Source organism: Agrobacterium sp. NPDC090273 (assembly GCF_044772305.1).
Classification (GTDB): Bacteria; Pseudomonadota; Alphaproteobacteria; order Rhizobiales; family Rhizobiaceae; genus Agrobacterium.
Window position 1 is genome coordinate 104985 of record NZ_JBIVYN010000004.1, and the last position, 23867, is coordinate 128851.

General features: G+C 57.5%; 27 protein-coding genes. 10 read left to right on the plus strand and 17 right to left on the minus strand.

What is annotated here, in order from left to right; all coding sequences use genetic code 11:
• Nucleotides 1-9: 9 nt before the first annotated feature.
• Together ACIQT8_RS12545 and ACIQT8_RS12550 are read left to right on the plus strand one after the other, a co-directional pair.
• Nucleotides 10-936, plus strand: coding sequence for a bestrophin family protein (locus ACIQT8_RS12545; RefSeq protein WP_400965636.1), 927 nt, complete (start codon nucleotides 10-12; stop codon nucleotides 934-936).
• 130 nt (nucleotides 937-1066) lie between these two features.
• Entirely contained in the window at nucleotides 1067-1894 is an 828-nt protein-coding gene (locus ACIQT8_RS12550) for an aldo/keto reductase (RefSeq protein ID WP_138794826.1), read from the plus strand.
• 13 nt (nucleotides 1895-1907) lie between these two features.
• Here ACIQT8_RS12550 and ACIQT8_RS12555 read toward each other — a convergent pair whose 3' ends face one another.
• From ACIQT8_RS12555 to ACIQT8_RS12565, 3 genes are all read right to left on the minus strand, one after another.
• A complete protein-coding gene (locus ACIQT8_RS12555) occupies nucleotides 1908-2519 on the minus strand; it encodes a LysE family translocator (RefSeq protein ID WP_400965640.1) in 612 nt (203 codons plus the stop codon).
• A 78-nt stretch (nucleotides 2520-2597) separates the two neighbouring features.
• On the minus strand, nucleotides 2598-3395 hold the full coding sequence (locus ACIQT8_RS12560) for a helix-turn-helix domain-containing protein (RefSeq protein WP_400965643.1): 798 nt from the start codon (nucleotides 3393-3395) through the stop codon (nucleotides 2598-2600).
• A gap of 66 nt (nucleotides 3396-3461) precedes the next feature.
• Nucleotides 3462-4220, minus strand: coding sequence for an SDR family oxidoreductase (locus tag ACIQT8_RS12565; RefSeq protein WP_400965646.1), 759 nt, complete (start codon nucleotides 4218-4220; stop codon nucleotides 3462-3464).
• Between the two features lie 116 nt (nucleotides 4221-4336).
• Between ACIQT8_RS12565 and ACIQT8_RS12570 the strand changes: the two genes are divergently transcribed.
• A complete protein-coding gene (locus ACIQT8_RS12570) occupies nucleotides 4337-4768 on the plus strand; it encodes a helix-turn-helix domain-containing protein (protein ID WP_138794822.1) in 432 nt (143 codons plus the stop codon).
• Between the two features lie 14 nt (nucleotides 4769-4782).
• On the opposite strand, the gene ACIQT8_RS12575 is transcribed toward ACIQT8_RS12570, so the two are convergent.
• On the minus strand, nucleotides 4783-5175 hold the full coding sequence (locus ACIQT8_RS12575; RefSeq protein ID WP_138794821.1) for a hypothetical protein: 393 nt from the start codon (nucleotides 5173-5175) through the stop codon (nucleotides 4783-4785).
• Nucleotides 5176-5399: 224 nt separating this feature from the next.
• On the opposite strand from ACIQT8_RS12575, the gene ACIQT8_RS12580 reads away from it, so the two are divergent.
• Together ACIQT8_RS12580 and ACIQT8_RS12585 are read left to right on the plus strand one after the other, a co-directional pair.
• A complete protein-coding gene (locus ACIQT8_RS12580) occupies nucleotides 5400-6980 on the plus strand; it encodes a helicase HerA-like C-terminal domain-containing protein (protein WP_400965649.1) in 1581 nt (526 codons plus the stop codon).
• Nucleotides 6981-7026: 46 nt separating this feature from the next.
• Complete coding sequence (locus ACIQT8_RS12585) at nucleotides 7027-7890, plus strand: MBL fold metallo-hydrolase (protein ID WP_400965652.1); 864 nt, start codon at nucleotides 7027-7029, stop codon at nucleotides 7888-7890.
• A gap of 44 nt (nucleotides 7891-7934) precedes the next feature.
• Here ACIQT8_RS12585 and ACIQT8_RS12590 read toward each other — a convergent pair whose 3' ends face one another.
• On the minus strand, nucleotides 7935-8246 hold the full coding sequence (locus ACIQT8_RS12590; RefSeq protein WP_400966352.1) for an Atu4866 domain-containing protein: 312 nt from the start codon (nucleotides 8244-8246) through the stop codon (nucleotides 7935-7937).
• Between the two features lie 31 nt (nucleotides 8247-8277).
• Nucleotides 8278-9000 (minus strand): SDR family oxidoreductase, encoded by a 723-nt coding sequence (locus tag ACIQT8_RS12595; protein ID WP_400965655.1) that lies wholly within the window; start codon nucleotides 8998-9000, stop codon nucleotides 8278-8280.
• Nucleotides 9001-9127: 127 nt separating this feature from the next.
• Here ACIQT8_RS12595 and ACIQT8_RS12600 point away from each other — a divergent pair, with 127 nt between their 5' ends.
• Nucleotides 9128-10021: a LysR family transcriptional regulator gene (locus ACIQT8_RS12600; RefSeq protein ID WP_400965658.1), complete on the plus strand. Its 894-nt coding sequence runs from the start codon at nucleotides 9128-9130 to the stop codon at nucleotides 10019-10021.
• Between the two features lie 60 nt (nucleotides 10022-10081).
• On the opposite strand, the gene ACIQT8_RS12605 is transcribed toward ACIQT8_RS12600, so the two are convergent.
• The 3 genes from ACIQT8_RS12605 to ACIQT8_RS12615 form a co-directional block, all read right to left on the minus strand.
• Nucleotides 10082-10861, minus strand: a complete 780-nt coding sequence (locus tag ACIQT8_RS12605; protein ID WP_400965661.1) for a VOC family protein — start codon at nucleotides 10859-10861, stop codon at nucleotides 10082-10084.
• Nucleotides 10862-10962: 101 nt separating this feature from the next.
• Nucleotides 10963-11457, minus strand: coding sequence for a DUF1579 domain-containing protein (locus ACIQT8_RS12610; protein WP_400965664.1), 495 nt, complete (start codon nucleotides 11455-11457; stop codon nucleotides 10963-10965).
• A gap of 21 nt (nucleotides 11458-11478) precedes the next feature.
• A complete protein-coding gene (locus ACIQT8_RS12615; protein ID WP_400965667.1) occupies nucleotides 11479-12210 on the minus strand; it encodes a DUF899 domain-containing protein in 732 nt (243 codons plus the stop codon).
• 150 nt (nucleotides 12211-12360) lie between these two features.
• On the opposite strand from ACIQT8_RS12615, the gene ACIQT8_RS12620 reads away from it, so the two are divergent.
• A complete protein-coding gene (locus tag ACIQT8_RS12620) occupies nucleotides 12361-12807 on the plus strand; it encodes a MarR family winged helix-turn-helix transcriptional regulator (RefSeq protein WP_400965670.1) in 447 nt (148 codons plus the stop codon).
• Nucleotides 12808-12891: 84 nt separating this feature from the next.
• Nucleotides 12892-13314, plus strand: a complete 423-nt coding sequence (locus ACIQT8_RS12625; RefSeq protein WP_400965673.1) for a YciI family protein — start codon at nucleotides 12892-12894, stop codon at nucleotides 13312-13314.
• Nucleotides 13315-13316: 2 nt separating this feature from the next.
• Here the strand turns inward: ACIQT8_RS12625 and ACIQT8_RS12630 are convergent, their stop codons facing one another.
• The 3 genes from ACIQT8_RS12630 to ACIQT8_RS12640 all read right to left on the minus strand — a co-directional run bounded on the left by ACIQT8_RS12630 (nucleotide 13317) and on the right by ACIQT8_RS12640 (nucleotide 14947).
• Nucleotides 13317-14084 (minus strand): RES family NAD+ phosphorylase, encoded by a 768-nt coding sequence (locus ACIQT8_RS12630; RefSeq protein WP_400965676.1) that lies wholly within the window; start codon nucleotides 14082-14084, stop codon nucleotides 13317-13319.
• Nucleotides 14044-14427 carry an MbcA/ParS/Xre antitoxin family protein gene (locus ACIQT8_RS12635; RefSeq protein WP_262524897.1) on the minus strand — a complete coding sequence of 128 codons (384 nt, stop codon included), beginning with the start codon at nucleotides 14425-14427 and terminating at the stop codon, nucleotides 14044-14046. Before ACIQT8_RS12635 ends, ACIQT8_RS12630 begins: the two co-directional genes overlap by 41 nt.
• A 97-nt stretch (nucleotides 14428-14524) precedes the next feature.
• Complete coding sequence (locus ACIQT8_RS12640) at nucleotides 14525-14947, minus strand: organic hydroperoxide resistance protein (RefSeq protein ID WP_138794810.1); 423 nt, start codon at nucleotides 14945-14947, stop codon at nucleotides 14525-14527.
• A 192-nt stretch (nucleotides 14948-15139) separates the two neighbouring features.
• On the opposite strand from ACIQT8_RS12640, the gene ACIQT8_RS12645 reads away from it, so the two are divergent.
• Nucleotides 15140-15598 carry a MarR family winged helix-turn-helix transcriptional regulator gene (locus ACIQT8_RS12645; protein WP_400965680.1) on the plus strand — a complete coding sequence of 153 codons (459 nt, stop codon included), beginning with the start codon at nucleotides 15140-15142 and terminating at the stop codon, nucleotides 15596-15598.
• Between the two features lie 63 nt (nucleotides 15599-15661).
• On the opposite strand, the gene ACIQT8_RS12650 is transcribed toward ACIQT8_RS12645, so the two are convergent.
• Both ACIQT8_RS12650 and ACIQT8_RS12655 read right to left on the minus strand, forming a co-directional pair.
• On the minus strand, nucleotides 15662-16387 hold the full coding sequence (locus ACIQT8_RS12650) for a L,D-transpeptidase (RefSeq protein ID WP_138794808.1): 726 nt from the start codon (nucleotides 16385-16387) through the stop codon (nucleotides 15662-15664).
• A gap of 172 nt (nucleotides 16388-16559) precedes the next feature.
• Entirely contained in the window at nucleotides 16560-17465 is a 906-nt protein-coding gene (locus ACIQT8_RS12655) for a L,D-transpeptidase (RefSeq protein WP_400965683.1), read from the minus strand.
• 165 nt (nucleotides 17466-17630) lie between these two features.
• Between ACIQT8_RS12655 and ACIQT8_RS12660 the strand changes: the two genes are divergently transcribed.
• On the plus strand, nucleotides 17631-19970 hold the full coding sequence (locus tag ACIQT8_RS12660; protein ID WP_400965686.1) for a heavy metal translocating P-type ATPase: 2340 nt from the start codon (nucleotides 17631-17633) through the stop codon (nucleotides 19968-19970).
• Here the strand turns inward: ACIQT8_RS12660 and ACIQT8_RS12665 are convergent.
• From ACIQT8_RS12665 to ACIQT8_RS12675, 3 genes are all read right to left on the minus strand, one after another.
• Nucleotides 19967-20932 carry an alpha/beta hydrolase family protein gene (locus ACIQT8_RS12665; RefSeq protein WP_400965689.1) on the minus strand — a complete coding sequence of 322 codons (966 nt, stop codon included), beginning with the start codon at nucleotides 20930-20932 and terminating at the stop codon, nucleotides 19967-19969. The genes ACIQT8_RS12660 and ACIQT8_RS12665 overlap by 4 nt on opposite strands.
• A 132-nt stretch (nucleotides 20933-21064) precedes the next feature.
• A complete protein-coding gene (locus tag ACIQT8_RS12670) occupies nucleotides 21065-22690 on the minus strand; it encodes a cisplatin damage response ATP-dependent DNA ligase (RefSeq protein ID WP_400965692.1) in 1626 nt (541 codons plus the stop codon).
• Nucleotides 22691-22693: 3 nt separating this feature from the next.
• A complete protein-coding gene (locus ACIQT8_RS12675; RefSeq protein ID WP_400965695.1) occupies nucleotides 22694-23710 on the minus strand; it encodes a ligase-associated DNA damage response exonuclease in 1017 nt (338 codons plus the stop codon).
• Between the last annotated feature and the right edge of the window lie 157 nt (nucleotides 23711-23867).

Genomic DNA, 23867 nt, shown 5'->3' on the forward strand with positions numbered 1-23867 from the left:
GTTCCATCCATGATCGTCCGTCCCCGTCCGAGTCTTCTTCAACTGTTCTTCATCCTGCGCGGCTCCATCGTCGGCCGTATATTTCCGCAGGTACTCGCTGTTTTTCTCCTGTCCGCGCTTGTCGTCTGGGCGCACAAGGATCGCCCGGATGTTATTCCGGCGTTCAACGGTGCACCGTTTTCTTTGCTGGGTATTGCGCTCTCCGTCTTCCTCGGCTTTCGCGCCAATGCCTGTTACGACCGCTGGTGGGAAGCACGCAAACAGTGGGGCGTTCTTATCATGGCGGCGCGGACCTTCGGGCGACAAAGTGAAATGCTGGAGATGCGCAAGGATGTTTCCGATCCCGTCGAACGCCGCAGGGTCATCGACGTGACGATTGCCTTCTGTCACGAGATGGTCAGCTTCCTGCGCCCCAGCGGCAACAAAAGCGCCATCATCAAACTCATTCCGGCCGATCTTTCCGAGCGTTATGCCCAAAGCCGCAACAAGCCGGAAACCTTGCTGCGGGCGCTCTCCTCGGACCTGTTCAGCGCAAATGCGAAGGCACAAATCAGCGATATCCAGCTCCAGATGCTCGATAGCACCGTCCAGCAGATGGGCAGCGCGCTGGCCTCATGCGAGCGTATCCGCCACACGCCGGTTCCTTTCGGATATTCGCTGCTTCTCCATCGAACAGCGCATCTCTTCTGTCTGTTGCTGCCGTTCGGCTTCACCGACCTACTTGGTTGGGCAACACCTTTCACCAGCGCCCTTATTGCCTACACCTTCTTCGGGCTCGACGCACTTTCGGACGAGCTGGAAGAACCGTTCGGTGAAGGCTTGAACGCACTGCCGATCCGTGTGCTCGCCAGCACCATCGAAATCAACCTGCGTGAAGGCATGGGCGAAACCGATCTTCCAGCCTATCCTCGCCCGGTCGACTACGTGTTGATGTAGGGTTTGCGGAAGAAAGACATCTTTTGCTTGAAACTCGTGCCGTTTGCAGCCGTTAATAGGGGGAGGCTTTCCAGGCCTTCCCCGCCAGACAATCCCGTTTAGACAAACCGAAAGACGATGGAGACGACAGATGTACGTTGTAAACGCGAACGGCGCGAATATCCCAGCACTCGGTTTCGGCACGTTCCGTATGCCGGAAGACGATGTGAGACGCGTCCTGCCGGAAGCGCTGAAACTTGGTTTCCGCCATGTCGACACGGCGCAGATCTATCAGAATGAAGCGGCCGTTGGTGAGGTCCTGGCCTCTTCAGGTGTTCCGCGCGCTGATCTTTTCGTCACGACCAAGGTTTGGGTCGACCGCTATCGCCACGCCGATTTCCTGGCTTCGGTCGATGAAAGCCTGCAAAAACTGAAAACCGATCATGTCGATCTTCTGCTGCTGCACTGGCCGAAAAGCGACGTGCCGCTGGCTGAGCGTATCGGCGCGCTCAACGAAGTTCGCAAGGCCGGAAAAGCCCGCAACATCGGCATTTCGAACTTCAACGTGGCCCTGACGGAAGAGGCCGTAAAACTCTCCGATACGCCGCTCGCCACCAACCAGGTCGAATACCACCCCTACCTCGACCAGACGAAGGTGATTGCCGCTGCCCGCAAAAACGGTCTCTCCATCACCGCCTATTATCTGATGGCAAACGGCGCTGTGCCGAACGATCCAGTGCTGAAGGATATTGGCGCGCACCACGGCAAAACCGCCGCACAGGTCGCTTTGCGTTGGGCTGTGCAGCAATCAGATGTCATCGCGCTTTCCAAGACGGCCACTGAAAGCCGTCTCAAAGAGAATTTCGACATCTTCGATTTTGCCCTGACGCCAGAGGAGATGCAGGAAATCCACGCATTGGCGAAGCCGGACGGCCGCATTGTCAGCCCCGGCCATCTGGCGCCGGAATGGGATAACTGAGACCCGTTTTGCGCTATCTCTGCGTCAAGGCAAGCTTGGCGCCGAGTGCAACAAAGGCTGCGGCGAAACTGCGCCGTAGCCAGGTAAGCACAGCAGGGCGTGAAACCACCTGCTGTCTGACGGAAGCGGCAAAACAGCCGTAGAGTGCGAAAACCGCAAAGGTCATGGCCATGAAAACCAGACCACGGACGGTCATCTGCGAGGTGGGCTTTACTGTCTCGGCGGCGATGAACTGCGGCAGAAACGCGAAAAAGAAGATAGACAGTTTCGGGTTCAGAAGATTGATGAGCACCGCTTCGCCCACAATCTTGGTGACACTTTTGCTCTGCCGCTGCTCGTCCACACGCAGCGCGCCATTTTCCCTCAATGTGTTCCACGCCATGTAGAGAAGATAGGCGACGCCGAGATATTTGATGACGCTAAACGCAGTCGCGCTGGCATGCAGGATTGCGGCAAGGCCTGTAACCGCCGCCAGCAGATGCGGCAGGATGCCGAGCGTGCAGCCAAGTGCCGCAACAATACTTGCCCTTGCACCCTGAGAAAGTCCGGCAGCGAGCGTGTAGACCACGCCGGTTCCGGGTGAAGCCACGACAATGAGAGAGGTGAGCAGGAATTCGAACGTCATGAGGCTATCCTTTTGAAGTGAAAGCCAAGAATGACGATGCGGCTTTGCGCCGTCTTGGACGAAATTGCAGATATGAACTTAGGAAAGAGCGGCACGATAGGCGGCTGGCGTGACGCCGAAATAGCGCACAAAAACCCTGTTCAGATGACTCTGGTCGGAAAAACCTGAAGTCAACGCGGCCTCAGCCGGCGCCATTCCCTGCGCCAACAGTCGTCGCGCAGCCTGAACGCGACGTTGTAGCAGATAGTTATGCGGGGTCAGGCCCGTCACATGCGCAAAAGACCGCAGAAAACGAAAACGGCTCATACCAGCCTCACCAGCCAGGTCGGCAAGAAGAAACTGCCTCTCCGGGCTGTCGTCGATCATCTCTCGCGCCCTGTTCATTGCCTCGGGTGCCGCTCTGACATACAACGGCCGTGGTTTCTCGAAGACTGCGCTCATCAATGTGAGCAGGGTTTCTTCGCATCGCATCGCATCGTCGCGTGCTGTCATCGCCGCAAAAAGTAAGCGGAAACGATTTGCGAGAGGACGCACATCAACGGGATAGACGAATTCAAAACCGCCGTTCTGCTTTTCCTCAATGTCGGAAACCGCCGCGTGAACGACTTCAGGATCGAGATAGAGCATCGTCCAGGAGCGACCGCCCTGCCCCAAGGGAATACCATCGTGAACTTCGCCGGGATTGACGGTAATGAGGTTGCCCGCCTGAGCTTCGACCTGACCGCGACCGCTCTGGGACTTCTGCGCGCCACGCTCCACCAGACCGATACCGAACTGGTCATGCATGTGCCGGGGGAAAGAACGGTCGCTGTCCGCAATGACTGCAGCAACGCCTGGCATCGATGTTTTCGGCATAACGAATTGCCTGCTGCCCATGAACCACACTCCCGGAAAGGATGGCGAGCCTATCATGGACAGGCTCGCAATGACATCCATTTGCCGTCAGGGGTGCATGCCATTGATCATCGAGAAGACCTGATCGAAATTGCCATTCTGAGCGGCAAAACGCAGTGGCTTGCAGCGCTCCACCACCACTTCCTTTTCATCCGAACGGTTTGTCAGGATATCCATGACCTCGGAGATGAATGCCTCGAGCGGCATGGCCCGTTCATCGCTGGCCTGGCCCTCGCCCATCAATGTCGTCTGGACATAGGGCGGAACAATCTCGATCACCTCAACCGCAGTGTCTTTCAACTGCTCCCGCAGCGTTACAGAGTAGGCATGGATGGCCGATTTGGTGGCGCTGTAGGTCGGCGTCAACACCATCGGCACGAAGGCCAATCCTGAGGAGACGGTAAGTACAGTCGCACTCGGCTGTTTGAGAAAATGCGGCAGCAGCGCCGCCGTCAGCCGGATCGGCGCCAGCAGGTTGGTGGCAATCGTCTCCTCGGCAATGGCGAGATAATCCGGCGCCGTAGTGATGTCTTCGGGTTTCATGATGCCGGCGTTGTTAATGACCGCGTTAAGGGATGGATGCTCCTTCACCAGCGCATTCGCAAATGCGTTGATACCCTCGGCGTCGGTCGCGTCCATTACCATTGACGCCATACCAGGGTTCGCGGCAGTCACCTCGTCCAGCACCGCCTTGCGTCTGCCGGAGATGATGACCCTGTTGCCCAGATTATGAAAGGCTTCGGCAAGCGCGCGACCGATACCTGAACCGCCGCCCGTGATGAGAATGGTGTTGCCTGTCGTCTTCATGGGAAAATCCTTCCTTCGTGGCTTTCCTTGTTGGATGAAGAAAAACTAGCTATGATACTCTCCATTCGAAAGTAGGCACCCAAAAGATTTATACTTACCAAAAGGAGAGTGTCGACGTGAAAAGGCATCTGGCCGATCCGGACATCGAAAACAGACGACAGCATCCGCCACCGGATCACACCGATCCGGTGATCGAAGCGCTTGTTCAGGACATCATTTCCAAGGTGGCCGACAAGTGGACCATGCTGATCCTGGAAGCGCTGGAAGAAAACGGCACGCTTCGCTTTACCCAGATTGGCAGACTGGTCGGCAATATCAGCCAGAAGATGCTGACCAAAACTCTACGACAGATGGAGTGTGACGGGCTGGTGCAGCGCACCGTGCATCCGGTTATCCCGCCGCATGTCGATTATAGCCTCACGCATCTCGGCAGGACGCTTGGCAGTGCATTTTGCGGCGTGTGGATCTGGGCCGAAACCCATCATGCCGAAATAGAAAAGGCGCGGCAAATGTTCAAAGAACATCCACCACGCCCGATAGCGGAGTAGCGTGCCGGATCAGATCAGACGAACTGGCTGAGGCCGGGAACGGAAGCAACCACCTGATCGACAACCTCATCGCCTGCGTACTGGCGAGCGACCGAAATGGTTTCCTTGGCGAGAGCGGAAATTTCGCCCATGCCAAGGCCCTGGCTCATCAGTTGCTGGCCGAGACCCATGATGCCGCCACCACCAATGGCGCTCATCAGGCCGCCGAGAAGACCGCCGCCGCCGGAACCTTCGCCGTTGAACTGCGCGACGAGTTCGCTGGCACCAGGGATCGCTTCGATCATGCGTGCAACCGGGCCGTCCTCGGCTTCGCGTTGGAGAAAACCAAGCATCATACCAAGCGATTTTTCGGCCAGTTCCGGGCTGATTCCCACCTTGTCAGCGATCTGGCTCACGACTTCGTTCATTCTTGCCTCCTGTTGAAAAACGACGTCAACATCGAATAATGACGTTAACGTCAACGTAAAACAATACACACACTGGTTCAAGTCCACGTCAGGCTTGGGAACAACTTTAGAGGCGGTTTTTATCCATCGCCATCAAGCAGTTGTTGCGCCTTCAAACTGTCCTTATAAGATCATCGCAACCAAACTATGAACAGGTTACAATTCGCGTCGGGAGAAACCAGTCAATGTTGCAGGACGGACAGCTCTATATCGGGACCAGCCGCAATCCGGACGACAGCCTGAACAAGGGCGAATATCTGGAGCTGAAATTCGGCAACCGCCACGGTTTGATTACCGGCGCAACCGGTACGGGCAAGACCGTATCGCTGCAGGTTCTTGCCGAGGGCTTTTCCAAAGCAGGCGTTCCGGTCTTCTGCGCCGACATCAAGGGCGACCTTTCCGGTATCGCCGCTGAAGGTGAACAGAAAGACTGGGTCGCGAAGCGTGCCGAGCAGATCGGCTTCACAGATTTCGCCTATGGCAAGTCGCCAGTGATCTTCTGGGATCTCTACGGTGAAAAGGGCCATCGGGTCCGCGCCACCATCGCCGAAATGGGGCCGCTGCTTCTGGCGCGGCTTATGGATGCCTCGGAAGCACAGGAAGGCGTTTTGAACATTGCCTTCAAGATTGCCGATCAGGGCGGTTTGCCGCTGCTTGACCTCAAGGATCTGCAATCGCTGCTGAACTACATGGGTGAGAATGCATCCGAACTTTCAAACCAGTTCGGCCTGATTTCCAAATCATCAGTCGGCTCCCTGCAGCGCGGCCTGCTTGTACTCGAGCAACAGGGCGCCGTGCACTTCTTCGGCGAACCGGCTCTGAAAATTTCCGACATCATGCGCACCTCGACCGATGGTCGCGGCACGATTTCGGTGCTGGCAGCCGACAGGCTGATGATGAACCCACGCCTCTACGCGACGTTCCTGTTGTGGATGCTGTCTGAACTGTTCGAAGAACTGCCGGAAGTGGGCGACCCGGAAAAGCCGCGACTGGTGTTCTTCTTCGACGAGGCCCATCTGCTGTTCAACGATGCGCCAAAAGTTCTCGTCGAGCGCGTGGAACAGGTGGTGCGCCTTATCCGCTCCAAGGGTGTCGGTGTCTATTTCGTCACCCAGAACCCGCTCGATGTGCCCGAAACGGTCCTCGCCCAGCTTGGCAACCGCGTTCAGCACGCTTTGCGCGCCTATACACCGCGCGAACAGAAAGCGGTTCGAACCGCCGCCGACACATTCCGCCAGAACCCCGCCTTCAACACGGCCGACACGATCACCACGCTCGGCACCGGTGAAGCGCTGATTTCCACGCTGCACGACAAGGGCGCACCATCGATTGTCGAGCGCACGCTGGTGCGTCCGCCATCTGGTCGGGTTGGCCCGCTGACGGATGCCGAACGCAAGGCGATGCTTGCCACAAGCCCGGTCGCAGGCCTCTATGATCAGGATGTCGATCGCGAATCCGCCTTCGAAATCCTTACCGAACGCGCCCGCAAGACGGCCGAGGCAGAAGCTGCCAAGCGCGCTGAAGAGGAAAATTCGGCAAGCCAGTCCGACAGCGCGGCAGGGCGCTGGCGTCTGCCTGGGTTTGGCGACGAAGAGCCGACGCAGGCCTCCACAACGGGCGCCCGCAATGGCGGTGCGGCCCGCAAGACGAGCGGCTACCAGCGTGAAACGGTGATCGAAGCGGCGATGAAAAGCGCTGCTCGATCCGTGGCAACCTCCGTTGGCCGCGCGCTTGTTCGCGGTATCCTGGGCAGCCTGAAACGCTAAGAAAACGGAAGGCGGTACGATAGCCGCCTGACCTTCCGGAGATTTCATGACGCCAAACGGTGATTACGTCGCTCTTCTGGGTACCAAGGGCGGGCCGGCCATCCGGCCGGGTTCGACCAACCCCACATCCAGCCTGCTGTCGCTTGCCAACCAGACGGTAATCGTCGATTGCGGCCTCGGCGTCACACGTGGACTGGTCGATCAGGGCATGTCCCTCAAAGACATTTCGCTAATCTTCATAACCCACCTTCATTCCGATCATTATCTGGAACTCGGTCCGCTGTTGCACACAGCCTGGACTGCCGGTCTCAAAACACCTGTGACCATCTACGGCCCAGAAGGCCTGAGCCGCTACTGCATACATTTCTTCGAGTCGATGCGGGATGATATCGACCTGCGCATCGAGGATGAAGGACGTCCCGACCTGCGCGACCTCGTGGTCGTAAAGGCCATTCACGAGGGGCCGTTCTTCGACAACGGAACCTTGCAGGTCCGTGGGATGTTGAATGAGCATCCACCGCTGAAAGAAAGTTATGCACTTGCGTTCGAGGCTAAAGGTCGACGCATCGTGTTTTCCGGTGATACCGCTTACCTGCCTGCCCTCGCCGATTTTGCCAGAAACGCTGACCTCCTCATTCATGAGGCGATGCTACGCGAGGGTATAGAAGCCTTGGTCGCACGGGTCGGCAATGGCGACGACCGACTACTGAAGCACCTACTCAGATCACATACGACTGCAGCGGATGCCGCACGGTTGGCACGCGATGCCAATGTGAAAGCTCTCGCGCTTCACCATCTTATTCCGTCTGACGATCCGGATTTCCAAGAGGAGCATTGGCAACGTGCCGTGTCGTCTGTCTTTGATGGGCCTTTGCATGTCGGCCGGGATGGCCTGGTCATTTCGATATAAACAAACACACCGCCTGCTTTACGCAGGCGGTGTGGTTGATCCCATCATTTCTCGCGATAGAAAATCATGCCGCCGTGATGCAGCACGTCTTCGATGAACTCGCCGTCGGCGGTGAAGCCGGTGTCATCCCAGTACAAGATGCGGTTGCCGGAGACCTCGTAGCGACCCTGATAGGCGCTTTGCCGTTGTCCACGGGCCTCGTCATATCGACCGTTCGGCAACAGCTCCTGCCTGATGTGACCGTCGCCTGTCACCCACATGCCGATATAAGGGTGGGGCACTTGCGATCGTCCCTGTCCGGTCTCCGGGCTCGCCGTCGCAGATGAGACCGCAAGAAACATCGCTGTGCCAAGCATGGATGGAATCCTCGATTTCATGGCGCCGTCCTCATGCTGCTGTCGGGCGAACGACGATCTCGTTCACATCCACATCGTCCGGCTGCTCGATCGCATATCGAACGGCGCGACCTATCGCGTTTGGCTTCAAGGCAATTGCCCGGTAGGTCTTCATCAAATCCGCCGCTGCCGGATCGGTGATGCTGTCGGCCAGCTCACTCTCGACGACGCCGGGGTGAATGCAGGCGACGCGAATGTCCTTGTTCTCCTGGCGCAATCCATCGGAAATGGCGCGAACGGCATATTTCGTCGCGCAATACACCGCAGCGGTCGGCGACACTGCCAGAGCGCCGATCGAGGCAATATTGATGATCTGTCCGGACTTGCGGCTGGTCATATCAGGCAGTACGGCGGCAACGCCGTAAAGAACCCCCTTAATGTTGACATCGATCATGCGGTCCCACTCATCGACCTTGAGGGAAGACATGAGCGAAAGAGGCATGACACCCGCATTGTTGACAATGACGTCGACCTGCCCAAAGGCCTTTCGCCCGGCGTCGGCGAACTCGGCGACGCTTTGTCTGTCCGTGACGTTCAGCGGATGCGCAATCACCTCCGCACCAGTCTCGCGAAGCTCCTGGGCCAGTGCTTCAAGACGGTCCATACGTCGGGCGCCCAGCACGAGTTTTGCACCAGCACTCGCGAGTTCACGGGCAATACCCACCCCGATGCCGCTGGATGCGCCGGTGATAAGAACGACTTTGTTCAAGGCCATGATTTATCTCCTTCGTGTTGCGGCGCCACCCGTTTCCTGGAGCAGCACCGTTGCAAGGAAGATAATTCGTTGGCATTGTCGTGATAACCGTCTCAATCCTTAACTTAATGGGTAGATTTTCTAACCAATGAACATTGATCTCAATGCGATTTCGATTTTCTGCATAGTGGCGGATGAACGGAATTTCCGCGCTGCCGCTGACCGCCTGGGCGTGACCCGATCTGCCATTAGCCAGACCATTCGCAAGCTCGAGGAAACGATGGGGATTGCGCTGGTGCAACGAACCACGCGGAGCGTGAGTCTGACGGAGGCAGGACAACAGCTATATGCAGAAGTCTCTCCCTCCATTGCCAATCTCGTCCAGGCGGCCCAGGCAGCTTCATCGCTCAGCCAAACCGCGCGGGGACAATTGCGGCTCGCCGTTTCCTCGATTGCCGAACGCTTTCTGTCCGGCCCGTTGCTTGCAGGTTTTTCCGAAGCACACCCACAAGTGCAACTGGATATCACCGTAACCGATGATGAATTTGATATCGTCGCCGAGCATTACGATGCCGGCGTGCGCCTCGGCGAACTGATCGAGCAGGACATGATTGCCGTGCCGGTGTCATCTGAACAGCGCCAACTTGCAGTTTGCTCGCCAGATTATGCGGCACGGTTTGCTCTGCCCAGCCATCCGCGTGACCTGATACGTCACAAGTGTATTGGCTGGCGGCCCCGTCCGGGCATTGCACCCTATCGCTGGGAGTTTGCGGAAAACGGTCGCGAATTTGCCGTCGCGGTCGAGCCGGAATTTACCACCAACGACATGCAGTTGATGACCAAACTCGCCTGTGCAGGCGCTGGAATCACATTTGGAATGGAAGAGACATTTGCACCCTATCTCGCAAATGGCCAACTCGTTGCCATGCTGGAAGAGTTCTCGCCGACGTTTGCGGGATTCTATCTCTATTATCCGAGCCGACGCAATCTTGCCCCCAAGCTGCGCGCCTTCATAGACCATGTCCGGCTTCCGAGAGGTTGATGACCGGCGTGCCGATCTCTTCCCGGGGAAAGACCGGGAAGAGACATAAACGGCGGGAGATTATTTCTTCTGTGACACGAGCGAGAAGAAGGCGCCCTGCGGGTCCTGGCAGTTGACGATCCAGCTTTCGCCGGGAACTTCCATCGGACCGTTGACGACCTTGCCGCCACCGGTGCTGACACGGGTTATCGCGTCATCGATGCCGTCGACATTGAAATAGTAACCCCAATGGCACACGGGAATTTGCGGCATCCGCCTCATTATGCCACCGACTGCTTTGCCGTTGTGCGCGAAGATGCGGTATGGTCCCATTTCGCCCATGTCGAAATCATGGTCCTTGGTCCAGCCGAAAACCGCACCGTAAAAGGCCATTGCCTCGTCGACATTTTCTGTGAACAGTTCGTACCAGCCAACATGCCCTTGAAGGCTCTGGGTATCCGCCGGAAACTCACCGGTATCCATCGGCAACGGCGTCATGATGCAGAGCACGGCGCCGAAGGGATCGACAACCACGGCAAAACGGCCGATCTCAGGAATGTCTTCCGGCTGGCGCATGACCGATCCGCCCTTTTCCGCAAACTGTCTCGCAGATGCATCGACATCGTCTACCGCGACATAGGCCGTCCAGTTCGGAGGAATACCTTGCGATTTGAAGGCGTCGGTCAGTTCCATCATCCCGCCCATGCCTTTGCCGTTGGCTTCGAAGATGGTGTAGGCCATATCCGGCGAGCCGAAATCCTTGAGCTGCCAGCCAACGACATGACTGTAGAAACGGCCAGCCGCATCGGTATCGGGTGTCATCAGTTCCACCCATATGAACTTTCCATGCGTATCAGACATCGGTTTTCTCCGGATATTGGACAGGCTTTCGGGTGAGGAACCGCAGCGCGCTCTGCCCTACGGTTTCAAGGTGTCTCGTGCAGCGTTCGCTTTGGATTTCTTCAGGTCTTTCGGCGAAATTCCGAGGTCATGAAGATCTCGAAACTGCCGTCCGGCTTTTTGACACTGCCGGAAAAGCTGCGGTGATTGTCATCATGCAATGTCAGGACATCGTGGTAGGTGTCGGTGCGATTTGAACCGTCGAAAGCCGGCCCCTCGGATTCGAGCGTCAACGTCTTTCCATCCGCCTCCAGCCAGCCATTATAGACCCAGAGATTGGACATCATCGAACCGATCCAGGTGCCGACGAAATTGCCTTTTACCGGATCGTAGCCAACCGTAATCACGGCTTTCATCGGCGTACCGTCAGGCATTTTCCCGGAGCCTTCACCAACCACCCACAGGCCACCGATAGAGCGGACCTTTTCAGTAAAAACCTGCTCGGGATCGTCTGCGTCATAGTCGTCGTGACCAGTGCTTGAAACCATTACCCAATCGCCGACGATGCGGTTAAGAAACTCATGTTCTTTCTGCGGCTTGGCACTTTCCATTTCCATGAGGGGTCCTCCTCCTTTTTTTCAGTGGCAGCAAGCGGCCGCAGCCTTCGGCTGGTCCTCGTACTGGTCATGCCTGCGCACCCAATCCATAATCTCCTCCTCATTGCGGCCTTTTGGAACGAGATCGAGCATCATCATCGTGCCCAACGTCTCCTCCGCGCCGCGCGCGTAGGTGGAATAGCTGTGATAGATCTTGCCATCCTCGCCCTTCACGAAAATGCTGAAACCGGGCATTTCATTCAGGCCTTCCTCCGCGGGCATGTCCCGGTAATTGTAGGTGATGGTGCCGGATGCGATGTCCTCATCCCGAAACGAAACCCGGTAATCGAAGTTGAATTCGCTGCCATTTGAGGACACCCACGGGAATTTCCAGCCCATGCGTTTTTTGTACGCCTCGATCTTTTCGAGCGGGGCGCGCGATACAGCGACAAAGTTGGCATCGGCGTGTTTCAGGTGAATGACGGCGCCGTCGATATGATCGGCAAGGAACGAACAACCCGTGCACCCCTCTTCCCAGTCAGGCGCCAGCATGAAGTGATAAACGATAAGCTGACTGCATTTTCCGAAGAGCTCACTGAGCGACTTCGGGCCTGAGGGCGCGTCGAAAACGTAGTCTTCCGCAACCGGCTCCCATGGCAAGGCGCGGCGGGCTTCGTTCAGCCGGTCACGTGCCCGCGTCAGTTCCTTCTCTTTCACCAGCAGATCGCGGCGCGCCGCCAGCCATTCCTCTTTCGATACGACGGGATGAGACATGATCTTTCCTCCTTGGATCTGCCCTTCAGCGCGAAAGGCAGGCTTCGACCTGCCTTCACGCTCTGCGTCGTCACACGCACCTCGCAATAACCGCAAACGCGGCCGCAAGTTCCGCTTGACTAATTACGTTGATATCAACATATTTACAGCATGTCAAACGCAGCCCTGATTCCTTTTTCGGCAACCATTTTTGTGCGCGACGCATGCCTTTGCCTGCATGCGCAACGTGCGGCGCGAGCACTCGCCCGGCTATTCGACAACGCGCTGAAACCGGCAGGTATCACCAACGGGCAATTCTCTCTGCTGATGTCGCTCAACCGTCCCGAACCGCCCCCCATGGGACCGGTGGCCAATCTTCTGGCGATGGACCGCACCACACTGACGGCCGCCCTGAAACCGCTCGAACGGCGTGGATTGGTCAGCATTGAACAGGACCCGAAAGACAAACGCGGCAAACGACTGCGTCTGACGACAGAGGGAATGGCTGTCCTTTCGGAGGCTCTCCCGATCTGGGAAAAAACACATGGCGAAATTGAATCGAAAATCGGCAGTGGCGATCCAGACCGCCTGCGCCGCGATCTCATCGACCTTGGCTGAACAGAAAGAACCCAGGAAACCCGCTCGGCCCCAGGGCGTTTCATCAACAACGTAATCGCAGATTCAAACCGGAGGAGAATGATAATGCGCGTGATCGTTTTCGTGAAAGCAACAAAAAGCAGCGAGGATGGCGTAATGCCATCGACCGAACTCATGGAAGCCATGGGCAAATTCAACGAGGAACTCGTCAATGCCGGCATCATGGTTGCTGGTGAAGGACTGAAGCCCACCGCAAAATGCAAACGCGTTGTCTTCGACGGCGACACCCGCACTGTTGTCGACGGCCCCTTCCCCCATACCAATGAAATCGTTGCGGGCTTCTGGATCTGGGAGGTGAAGGATCTGGAAGAAGCCGTGTCCTGGGTGAAGCGTTGCCCGAACCCGATGCCGGAACGCAGCGAAATTGAAATCCGCCCATTTTTGCAAATGGAGGATTTCGGTGCAGGACTAACACCTGAGATAATCGAGCAAGAAGAAAAGCTGCGCGAACGTCTTTCCCATAACTGATATCAAGCCTTACCCAAAAGCGCCGCAAGGCGTGCATCGGCAGCAAAATCCGATGCGGAGAAACCAATTCTCCGCATCGGAAACTCAGACAGCGCCTGCACCCCGGCTTTCGAAAGCCTTATGCGCCAACTTCCACGCTCCACAGGTACCTTCTCCGCAAACCCACGTGCCGTCAGCAAGGCAATGTTCAGCCCGGCTTCGGGGTCGCGCACCGACTGATAGAGGATCGCTTCAACGTTTGCCTGACGCGCAGCATCGGCAAGTGCTTGGCACGGCTCGTAGTTTGTGAGGCTCGTCCAGAAAGCCGCATCTCGAGAAAGCTCCGGCTTGGTCAGATCCAATGCCGATTCCGTCGTTATGACCGCCGCGAAAGCGGTATACTCTGCAGGATTTGCCGGAAGCGGCGTACCGGGCGACTCCGCATAGAACAGCAGCCGATAGAAAGCCATCTCAGCCAGCGCCGTCTCCACGCGTGCCGCGGCATAATATACACCTTCGGTGAACCCCGCCCTCCTGAAGCGTGACCCATAGGGATAAGCAGCCCCATACCGAAACGGCGTCGCGAGAAGATAATCCAGACCAGCGCATTCCGGTGGAAACGAACGCTTGCTTGTCTCCAGTATATCTTCCAGCAAAGACTGCTCATCCACCGTGTCAACGAGTTTCATGGTGGACACCTGGTGCTGCGCCTCCACCAGACGCCAGAATTTTCCAGAAAGTCTGCGTTTTTCAGACAGGAGCGCGGCGGGCGTCCAGGTAGGAAAGGACATCGATCAATCCGGTTATTGTGGCGAGCATATCGGCAGGCGCGGCACCGAGCGCCGTGTTGTGATTACGCAGCCAGTTCTTTGCGACCGCTTCGTCACCTCCAGCAATCGCGTCCAGCGACCGGAAGACGCGGATCAGCAAGACAGCAAGTTCAAACGGCTTGCTGCCCGGCTCCAACAGGAAATCGAGACGCTTCATGCGAGAAATCGTGGGGGCGGAAAGGCCGAGTATGTCGGCCGTGCGCGCTGCGTTCAGTCCTAGCCGGTCGGCAGCCGCCATGACAGCTTTGGTCACCACCCTGCCCTGTGCTGCAGGCTCAGGCGTATTTTGAACACGAACATTCATCTCGCACATCCTTTCCACAGAAAGAATATAGCAATTATCTTTCCAAAAACAAGAAGGCCGGGAGTGATCCCGGCCTTTGAGCTCGATTGTTTTGTTATCAGGCAACCGAAACCGGCACTTCCGTGGAAGTGCGCATGGCGTGGCTGTACGGGCAAACAATGTGAGCAGCAGCAGCCAGCTTTTCAGCGACTTCACGTTCGACACCTGGGATATTGACCTTCAGCGACACTTCAATGCCGAAACCGCCGCCATCTTCGCGCGGGCCAATACCGACCGTCGCCGTCACAGTTGTGTCTTCCGGGATCTTTACCTTTTCCTTGCCCGCGACGAACTTCAGTGCGCCGAGAAAGCAGGCGGAGTAACCAGCCGCAAAGAGCTGTTCAGGATTGGTGCCGCGAGCGCCATCACCGCCCAGTTCCTTTGGAACGGTCAAGGTGACGTCGAGAACACCGTCCTCGGACTTGGCGTTGCCGGCGCGGCCACCGGTAGCAGATGCTTTGGTCGTGTAGAGAATGGGCATGACATTTACTCCGTTCGGTTGATGTTGAATTTCATATAGCTCACAATTCGATTGCGCGCAATACAATTTTGCACATTGAATATCGAATTCTTTTTTGCGATAATTTTCGTGAAAATTCGCCGCGCTCCCATGCGGCAGGAACCGGAAGGCGGGGCAAATTGTTCCCTCTCCGGCATTTTTTGGAGCAAGACAATGAGCGCGGATGGCGACAACACCCGGTTGGAAGGCCTGTTGAGGCTGGATCAGCAAATATGCTTTGCGCTTTACGGCGCCGCCCACGCTTTCACGCGGGCCTACAAGCCACTACTCGAACCGCTCGGCCTCACCTATCCGCAATATCTCGTGATGATGGCATTGTGGGAAAAAGAGACAGCAACGGTCAAGGCACTGGGTGAAATGCTCGGCCTCGATTCAGGAACGCTGTCGCCGCTGCTCAAACGCCTGGAACAGGCAGGGCACATTACCCGCAAGCGGGGCACGGTTGATGAACGACAGGTGATGATTGCTCTGACACCGAAAGGAGCCGACCTCAAGAAGGAAGGTGTCAAGGTCATGGCCGCGATCGGCAATGCCACCGGCTGCGGACTGGATGAACTGGTCCAGATCCGCGACAGCGTCAATGCGTTGCGCGACAATCTGCAGAAATCCTGATTAGGATCGAGACAAGAAAGGCGGCTCAAAGGCCGCCTTTTTATTTTGGTCCGTTTCGGCTCTTCACTGCCAGACGACAACCCGGGCCTTGTTCGGCACGCGGTCATAGAGGTCAATGATGTCCTGGTTCATCAGGCGCACGCAACCGGAAGAGACAGCCTTGCCAATGGAATTCCATTCCGGCGAGCCGTGCAGACGGTAAAGCGTGTCCTTGCCGTTCTGGAAGATATAGAGCGCACGGGCGCCGAGCGGGTTTTTCAGGCCCGGCGGCATGCCGCCATTCTTGGACGAGTATTTGACCAGTTCCGGCTGGCGCGCGACCATTTCGTCCGGCGGCGTCCACTTTGGCCACTTCTGACGCCACTGGATAACGCCTTCACCCGACCACGCGAAGCCGTCGCGGCCGATGCCGACGCCGTAACGCATGGCGCTGCCGCCCGGCTCTACCAGATAAAGGAAGCGCGAACGCGTGTCGACGACAACGGTACCGGGACGCTCGCCGGTCGGGTCGACCACGCGCTGACGGTAATACCGCTTGTCGATTTTCTCGTAAGGCACGGCAGGAATGACGTAGCCGCCATCTTCAATCGAACCGTACATAACGGCCAATTCCGCAGCGCTGACGCCCGGCGAGAACATCTGGCGGAAATCGCTTCCGATGGCGTTCGCCTGCTGACGGATGGCATCACCGGTGCCTGAAGAAGCACAGCCTGCGAGAAGCGAGGCAGAGGAAATACCGAGAAGGGAAAGGAAGGTACGTCTGGAAAGATCTGTGTCGGTGCTTGTCATAAGGCCGGTTTGTCCCACATTTCGAACGGCTTGATCGCCGCATTACGCCACAACATGTACGTTGTTTGTTCCGCGTGATCAGAGGTATTGCGAAAATAGTTAATGGACCGCTAAAAGCGAGTCACAAGCCTGTTTGCGCTTCGAAGCCCGCGCGCTTTCTTCGTGAACGTGGTCAGATAACCACAATCTGCGCTCCCTGCGGCACACGCTCATAAAGATCGATCACGTCCTGATTGAGCATGCGCACACATCCCGACGACGTAGCCTTGCCAACCGATTGCCAGTCCGGCGTTCCGTGGACACGGTAGAGTGTGTCCTTGCCGTCCTTGAAGATGTACAGCGCCCGCGCGCCGAGTGGATTGTTCAAGCCGGGCGTCATGCCGCCATTGGCGGCAGAGATCGATGCAAGTTCGGGCTGGCGCTTGACCATGTCATCCGGCGGCGTCCAGCGCGGCCATTTTGCCTTCCACTGGATTTTTCCACGGCCCGACCATGCGTAACCGTCACGACCAAGGCCAACACCATAGCGGATGGCCTTGCCACCGGACTGGACGAGATAAAGATAATGCTGCTTCGTATCGACAACAATCGTACCGGGCACTTCGGCCGTCTGATACGTCACTTCCTGGCGAAGATATCTTGGATCGATGCGGCTATATGGAATAGCCGGCAATGTCCTGTCGTCATCACGAATCGAGTTGTAGATGACCCTATGCAACGGGTTCGAGACGGGAAGACCGTAGGTCACGGTCTGATCCGCAACAGGTGCCTGCCCACGCGCGGGCGGCACATAGTTCAAGCCCTGCCCCTGCACTGGCGGGCCATATTCCTGATGGAAACGCGTCCTGAAGAGATCCGGCGGCCGCGTCGAAAGCTGACCCGGCTGTGGCGGCAGTTCCGGCTTGCGGTTCGAACCGACCGAATTGAAGCCAAAGACCGGCGCCGTTTCCCGGACGAAGACATCCGGGTCCATCCGGGTCGTATCGGTCACGAACAGGCAACCACTGAGAAGCGGCAACAACATAAGGCCAGCCACAGAGACCGTACGACGGCAGGTTTTCGAGATAAGAGATGCCATGGGGACCGCTTCACAGAACTATCGTTGCTGCGATGATGCAATGTGTCGCTGGCGCGAAGCTGGTGTCGGGCATCAATAAAAAAGGAAAAACTTCATTTTTACCCTTGAACCTCTAGTTGCTAGAGGTGCCAGATTGACTGCAACTGGAATTCAGGAGCAGGAAAGATGAGTGTCTCGACACCCGGAACACAGGACCGCAACGACGAAGGGCAACTGACCTTCACGGTTGGCGGGATGGATTGCGCGAGCTGCGCGGCAAAGATCGAGACGGCGCTGACGCGACTGCCGGGCGTTGCCGACATCAATGTATCGGTCGCGAGAGAACGCGTGAAACTTTCGCTGCAGCAAGAAAAGACCTCCATCAACAAGATCGAAGATACGATCCGAAAGCTTGGCTACACACCGACCCTTCTACCGCGTGATACGGCAACGCCCGTCGGCAAGGCTGATGAACACTCTGAACATAGCCATGCTGGATGCTGCGGCGGCCATGACCATGCGCATGATCCCCATGGGCATAAAGCTCATGCAGAAAGCGATCACGTGGCGCACGACCATTCTGCTCATGGCCACGATCACCGCGAAAAAGCAGACGTGGTCGGAGCCTTGGGCCACGCACATGGCGCCGAAGAAAAAGGCCCTTGGTGGCAGAGTGCAAAAGCCCGCAATACGTTGACAGGCGCCATTCTTGTCGCTGTCGCCTATGTGGCGGAACTCGCATTCCCGGCCTGGGGCGGTTACGCCTTCATTATTGCGACACTGGTGACGCTTCTTCCCATCGCCCGTAACGCCATCAATGCAGCCCGTTTCGGGGCAATCTTCACGATTGAAATGTTGATGACGATCGCTGCGATTGGCGCGATCATTATCGGTGAAGCGGAAGAAGCCGCCATCGTCGTCCTGCTGTTCTCTATCGGCGAATTGCTGGAAGGCTTTGCCGCCGCTCGGGCGCGCTCCGGCATCAAGGCACTTGGTTCACTGCTTCCGAAAACGGCGTTAATCGAGGAAAACGGCTCGCTGCGGCAGATCTCGGCCAGCGAATTGCAGATCGGTCAGGTGGTCGTCGCCCGGCCCGGTGATCGCATCGCCGCCGATGGCGAAGTGCTTGAGGGCGCTTCGAGCGTGGACGAGTCGCCCATGACAGGCGAAAGCGTTCCGGTCTCTAAGGAGCAAGGCTCGCGGGTTTTTGCGGGTTCGATCAACCACGACGGATCGCTGCGCATCAAGGTCGATCGCACCTCGCAGGACAATACCATCGCGCGCATCATCGCACTGGTGGAAGAGGCCCAGGATGCGCGTGCACCGACCGAGCGCTTCATTGCAACCTTCTCGCGCTATTACATGCCGCTCGTCGTTGCCATCGCGGCGCTGACGGCCATCGTGCCGCCGCTTACCGGCATCGGCGATTGGGAAACCTGGATCTATCGCGGCCTCGCGCTGCTGCTGATCGGCTGCCCCTGCGCTCTGGTCATCTCCGTTCCCGCCGCCATCGCCTCGAGTCTTTCGGCGGCTGCGCGGCACGGCATGCTGGTCAAGGGTGGCGCGGTGATTGAAATGCTTGCCCGCACCCAGACCATCGCTTTCGACAAAACGGGTACGCTGACGCGCGGCGAACCCGTTGTAACGGACGTGATATCGCTTGACAGCAACGACAATGGGTTGATTGCGGAAGCGGCAACCATTGAGCACGAATCCAGTCATCCCCTGGCAAAAGCAATTGTCGATCACGCCACGCAAAAAGGCATCAAACCGCTGCCTGGCATGGATATCAAGGCAATCGCAGGACGCGGCATGGAAGGCATTATCGGTGGCAAGACGTTCTTCATTGGCGCGCCCCGATTCGCAACCGAGGTCGGGACTGTGCCCTCCGAACTGGTCGCGCGTATCAGCGCCCTCGAAACAGAAGGCAAGACCGTTGCCGTGGTGATGGCAGGCGGCACGGCGCGTGGCCTGATCGCCATGCGCGACGAGCCAAGACAGGATGCGGCGGACGGTGTCAGGGCGCTGACCGACATGGGCATTTCCTCGCTCATGCTCTCCGGTGACAATGCCCGCACCGCCAAAGCCATCGGCGACAGGCTGGGACTGGAAGCACGCGGTGAACTGCTGCCGCAGAACAAGGTCGAGGAAATCCGCAAACTGGCCGAGACAAAAACCGTCGTCATGGTTGGCGACGGCATTAATGACGCCCCCGCCCTTGCCGCAGCCAGCGTCGGCGTTGCCATCGGCTCCGGAACCGACGTCGCCATGGAGGCCGCCGATGCGGCGCTGATGCGCAACAATGTCGGCGACGCAGCCCGCCTGATCGGATTGTCACGCGCGACCATGCGCAATATTCGTCAGAACGTGACGATCGCGCTTGGGCTCAAGGCCGTTTTCCTGGTGACGACGATTGCCGGACTTTCCGGCCTGTGGCTCGCCGTATTCGCAGACACGGGCGCCACGGTTCTGGTCACCGCCAACGCGATGCGGCTGCTGGGTTACTTCAAGGGTAAAAGCGTTTAGCTAAACTGGTTGAAGAAGCGAATGCTTTCTTCTACCGCGCCCGGGACGACGCCATTGTGGGTTCCGGGCAGCAGTTTCTTGTCCACCTTGAAGCCCGACGACCAGGCGCGCTCGACGAAAAGCTGGTGATCGGCGTCGAATGGCCTCTCCTCCGTCCCACGCAACAGGAACGCCGGACATTTGAGGCTAGGGCCAAAGCAGACGGACGAACGCATGATGAACTCCATCTCGTTCGTCTCGTCGAAACAGATCTCGTCCGTGTAACGGTTGAAATAACGCCAGGAATTAACGCCGGCAGAAATTGGCGCGGCGGCGCGGAACTTGCGGCTCATCGCCGCGAGAATTGTCAGCGTTCCACCGTTCGAATGACCCGCCACGAAAAAACGCCTCTTGTCGATACCGGGCAGGTTTTCCAGATAGTCGGCCGCCGCCAGGGCATCAGACGTCTCGTCATAAAAACCGGAGTAATTGCCGTTTTGGCCGTTCTCACCGCGAAACGACGGAAGAAGAACAACAAAACCGGCTTCCCAATAGGGTTTCATCAACGCCCAATGCCCGTCGCCCGTGGCGTTGCCACCATGCAGAAACAGAACCGCGGGTTTCAGTGCCTTGGAGGGTTGATAGTGGGACAACCATGCGACCAGCTCGATCGAACCATCAGGGCCACCGCGATAGGTCACACGCTCAGCGCCAGGAGGTGTGCCAAGTGGTGACGATTTTTCCGGCGCGGCCATCTTACGCAACAGACGGGTGTGAAAACGGCGTCGCGCCTCGGCATAATCTTGGCTCTCCAGAGGCAGAACCTCTGGTGCCGGGATTGCTGCCCGGGCACCGGAACCGAAGAGCGCAATACTCGATAACCCAAAGGCACCCGCCAAAAGATGACGGCGTGTCAGGCTTCCGGAAACAAGCCCACTCCCCTCCTGGCCAAGTTGCAAGGAAACGAAGCGTTTGTCTGCCATGGATACACCTGCGCGACGGAAACAGAAGAAACAGTTCAACACTGCCAAGGATGGGTGTCCAATCACGGATTCGCGAATGACAACAACAGTATATTCGCAGCCATCATGGCAATTTCTGGACTGCCGTTGAGACTATGCGTCACGCTCGTCGATCATCGCAACCAGCGTCGACAAACGATCGGCTTCAGACGGCAATTTGTCTGCCCGCAATCTCGCAATGCGCGGAAAACGCATCGCGACGCCGGACTTGTGGCGTGTGGAGCGGTTGATGCCTTCGAAGGCAACTTCCAGCACAAAACCGAAATCAGGCGTTGCCCGTACGGCTCGGACGGGGCCGAAACGTTCGACAGTGTTGTCGCGCACGAACTTGTCCAGCACTTCCAGTTCCGCATCGGTAAAACCGAAATAGGCCTTGCCAACGGGAACGAGCTGTTCTCCGTCCTCACCTTCCGCCCAGACACCGAAGGTGAAATCCGAATAGTAGCTCGAGCGTTTTCCATGGCCGCGCTGCGCATACATCATTACAGCATCGACATTGTAGGGGTCGCGTTTCCATTTGAACCACGGCCCCTTGGCGCGTCCTGCCTGATAGGCGCTGTCCCGGCGCTTTATCATCACGCCTTCGATCACCGGATCGGGCGGGGTGGCGCGCATGCGATCGAGCTCGTCCCAAGTCGAAAACGCAACCAGTGGCGACAGATCAAAACGGTCATGTGGGGCATGCCCGATGATCTCCGCCAGCCGGTTCCTTCGCTCGATGTAACTGCCGGCGCGGATATCCTTTTCACCATCGAACAACAGGTCATAAGCACGGATGAATGCTGGATAGTCTTCCAGCATGCGCGTCGTCACGGTTTTTCGGTTCAGTCGCTGCTGCAGATCGGAAAACGTCCGGATGGTGGCGTTGGAGCGGGCCGTCCCGCCAATCAGCAGTTCGCCGTCCATTACTCCTTCAAACTCGATGGCACCAAGAATATCGGGAAACGCCGCGGAAATATCATCGCCAGACCGGGAATAGAGCTTTCGCGTTTCACCGCAACGGGAAAGCTGGACACGAATGCCATCCCATTTCCATTCGGCAGCATAGTCAGCAGGATCGAGGGCCTCCAGATCGCCATCAGCGACCGGCGTTGCCAACATGACCGAGTGGAAGATCGCTGGCGTGGCCAGCACAGGACGCCCCGCCCTGCCCTCCAGCCATGCAAAGAGCGCCGTATAGGGAGGCGTCATGCCATGCCAGAGCGTTTCGATATCGGTAATGTCCCTTCCCGCGAAATCGGCCAAGGCCTGCCTCGCCAGACGCGCCGAAACGCCAATGCGCAGGCTGCCAGTCGCCAGTTTGAGAAATGCGAAACGCGATGATGTATCGAGACGGTCGAGCAGATCACGCACGGCAGAGCGCACTTCCGTGCGGCCGAGGGAGTTCATCAACGTGACGACATCGCCCAGACGCGGGTCTTCTGCCTCACCATCTTCCGCGCCGCCAATGTTGCCCCACACCAGAGAAATCGTTTCGGCGAGATCACCGACATAATCGTAGGAGTAGCGGAACAGAACCTCATCCATGCGTTCCAGCACCAGTTCGCGCAGCATGGCGGGTTTGACGCTTTTGAGATCGAGCGTACCGGCAATCGCCGCCAGGCCGTATCCCCGGTCGGGATCAGGCGTATCGCGGAAATAATCGGTCAGAAGCTTCAGCTTGCCATTGCGCGAGGGCGTCAGCACCAGCCGGTCGAGAAGTGTGGCGAAGGCTTTCATCGCTCAATCCCCCTCGTCTTCGTAACCGACAAGATGCAGCGGCTTGGCGGCAATACCCTGCAATTCACACCAGCGCACCAACGCCTCTTCGCGGCCGTGTGTGACCCAGACAGCCTGCGGAGCGATTTCGCGGATCGTCTCCAACAGTTCAGGCCAATCGCAATGATCGGAAATAACCAGAGGCAGCTCAACACCACCCTGCTTGGCTCGTTGCCGCACCATCATCCAGCCGGAGGCAAAGGCGATCAGCGGTTCGTTGAACCGGCGTGCCCAACGTTCCTGGAAGGCCGATGGCGGGCCGACGACAATCGCCCCTTTGAAAGCGGCTGGGTCGCTTTTTTCGAGCGTCGCGGGGCGCAGATCACCCAGTTCAATCCCTTGTGACACGTAATAGTCGCAGAGCCTGGCAAGCGCACCATGAATATAGATCGGCTGCGTGTATCCGCGGTCACGCAACAGCCGGATGACGCGTTGTGCCTTGCCGAGCGAATAGGCACCGACGAGATGGGTGCGTTCCGGAAACTGCCGGATGGAGGTCAACAGCTTGTCGATCTCAACCTTAGGATCGGGATGGTGGAAAACCGGCAAACCAAATGTCGCCTCCGTTATGAAAACATCACAAGGCACCATCTCGAAAGACGCACAGGTTGGGTCAACACCGCGTTTGTAGTCACCGGAGGCAACGATCCGCATTCCCTGATGTTCGACGGAAATCTGCGCCGACCCGAGAACATGGCCAGCCGGGTGAAATCCGACTGTGACGCCGTTGACATCGACCGTCTCACCAAATCCGACCGGCTGCTCAGTCGCGCAAAACTCGCCTCCGTAACGAATACGCATGATGTCCAGCGTCTGAGGCGTTGCCAGCACCGCACCATGACCGGCACGCGCATGATCGGAGTGACCATGCGTGACTAGCGCCCGCGGCACCGGCCGAACGGGATCGATGTAGAAATCTCCAACCGGGCAATACAGTCCCTTCGGCGTGGAGTTCAGCAACTGTTCAGGCTTCATAGGCATTTGATACGGCCGCAGGTGAATTTCTAAAGTAATCGAAAGCTTGCGAACTGCAAACGCGGAAGGTGCTTGTAAATTTCCCTGCCTGTGGCTTAATTATTTTCATTGGCATAAATAGTATTTCACGACCGTCATGCCTGATATCTGGAAAAAAGTTCTT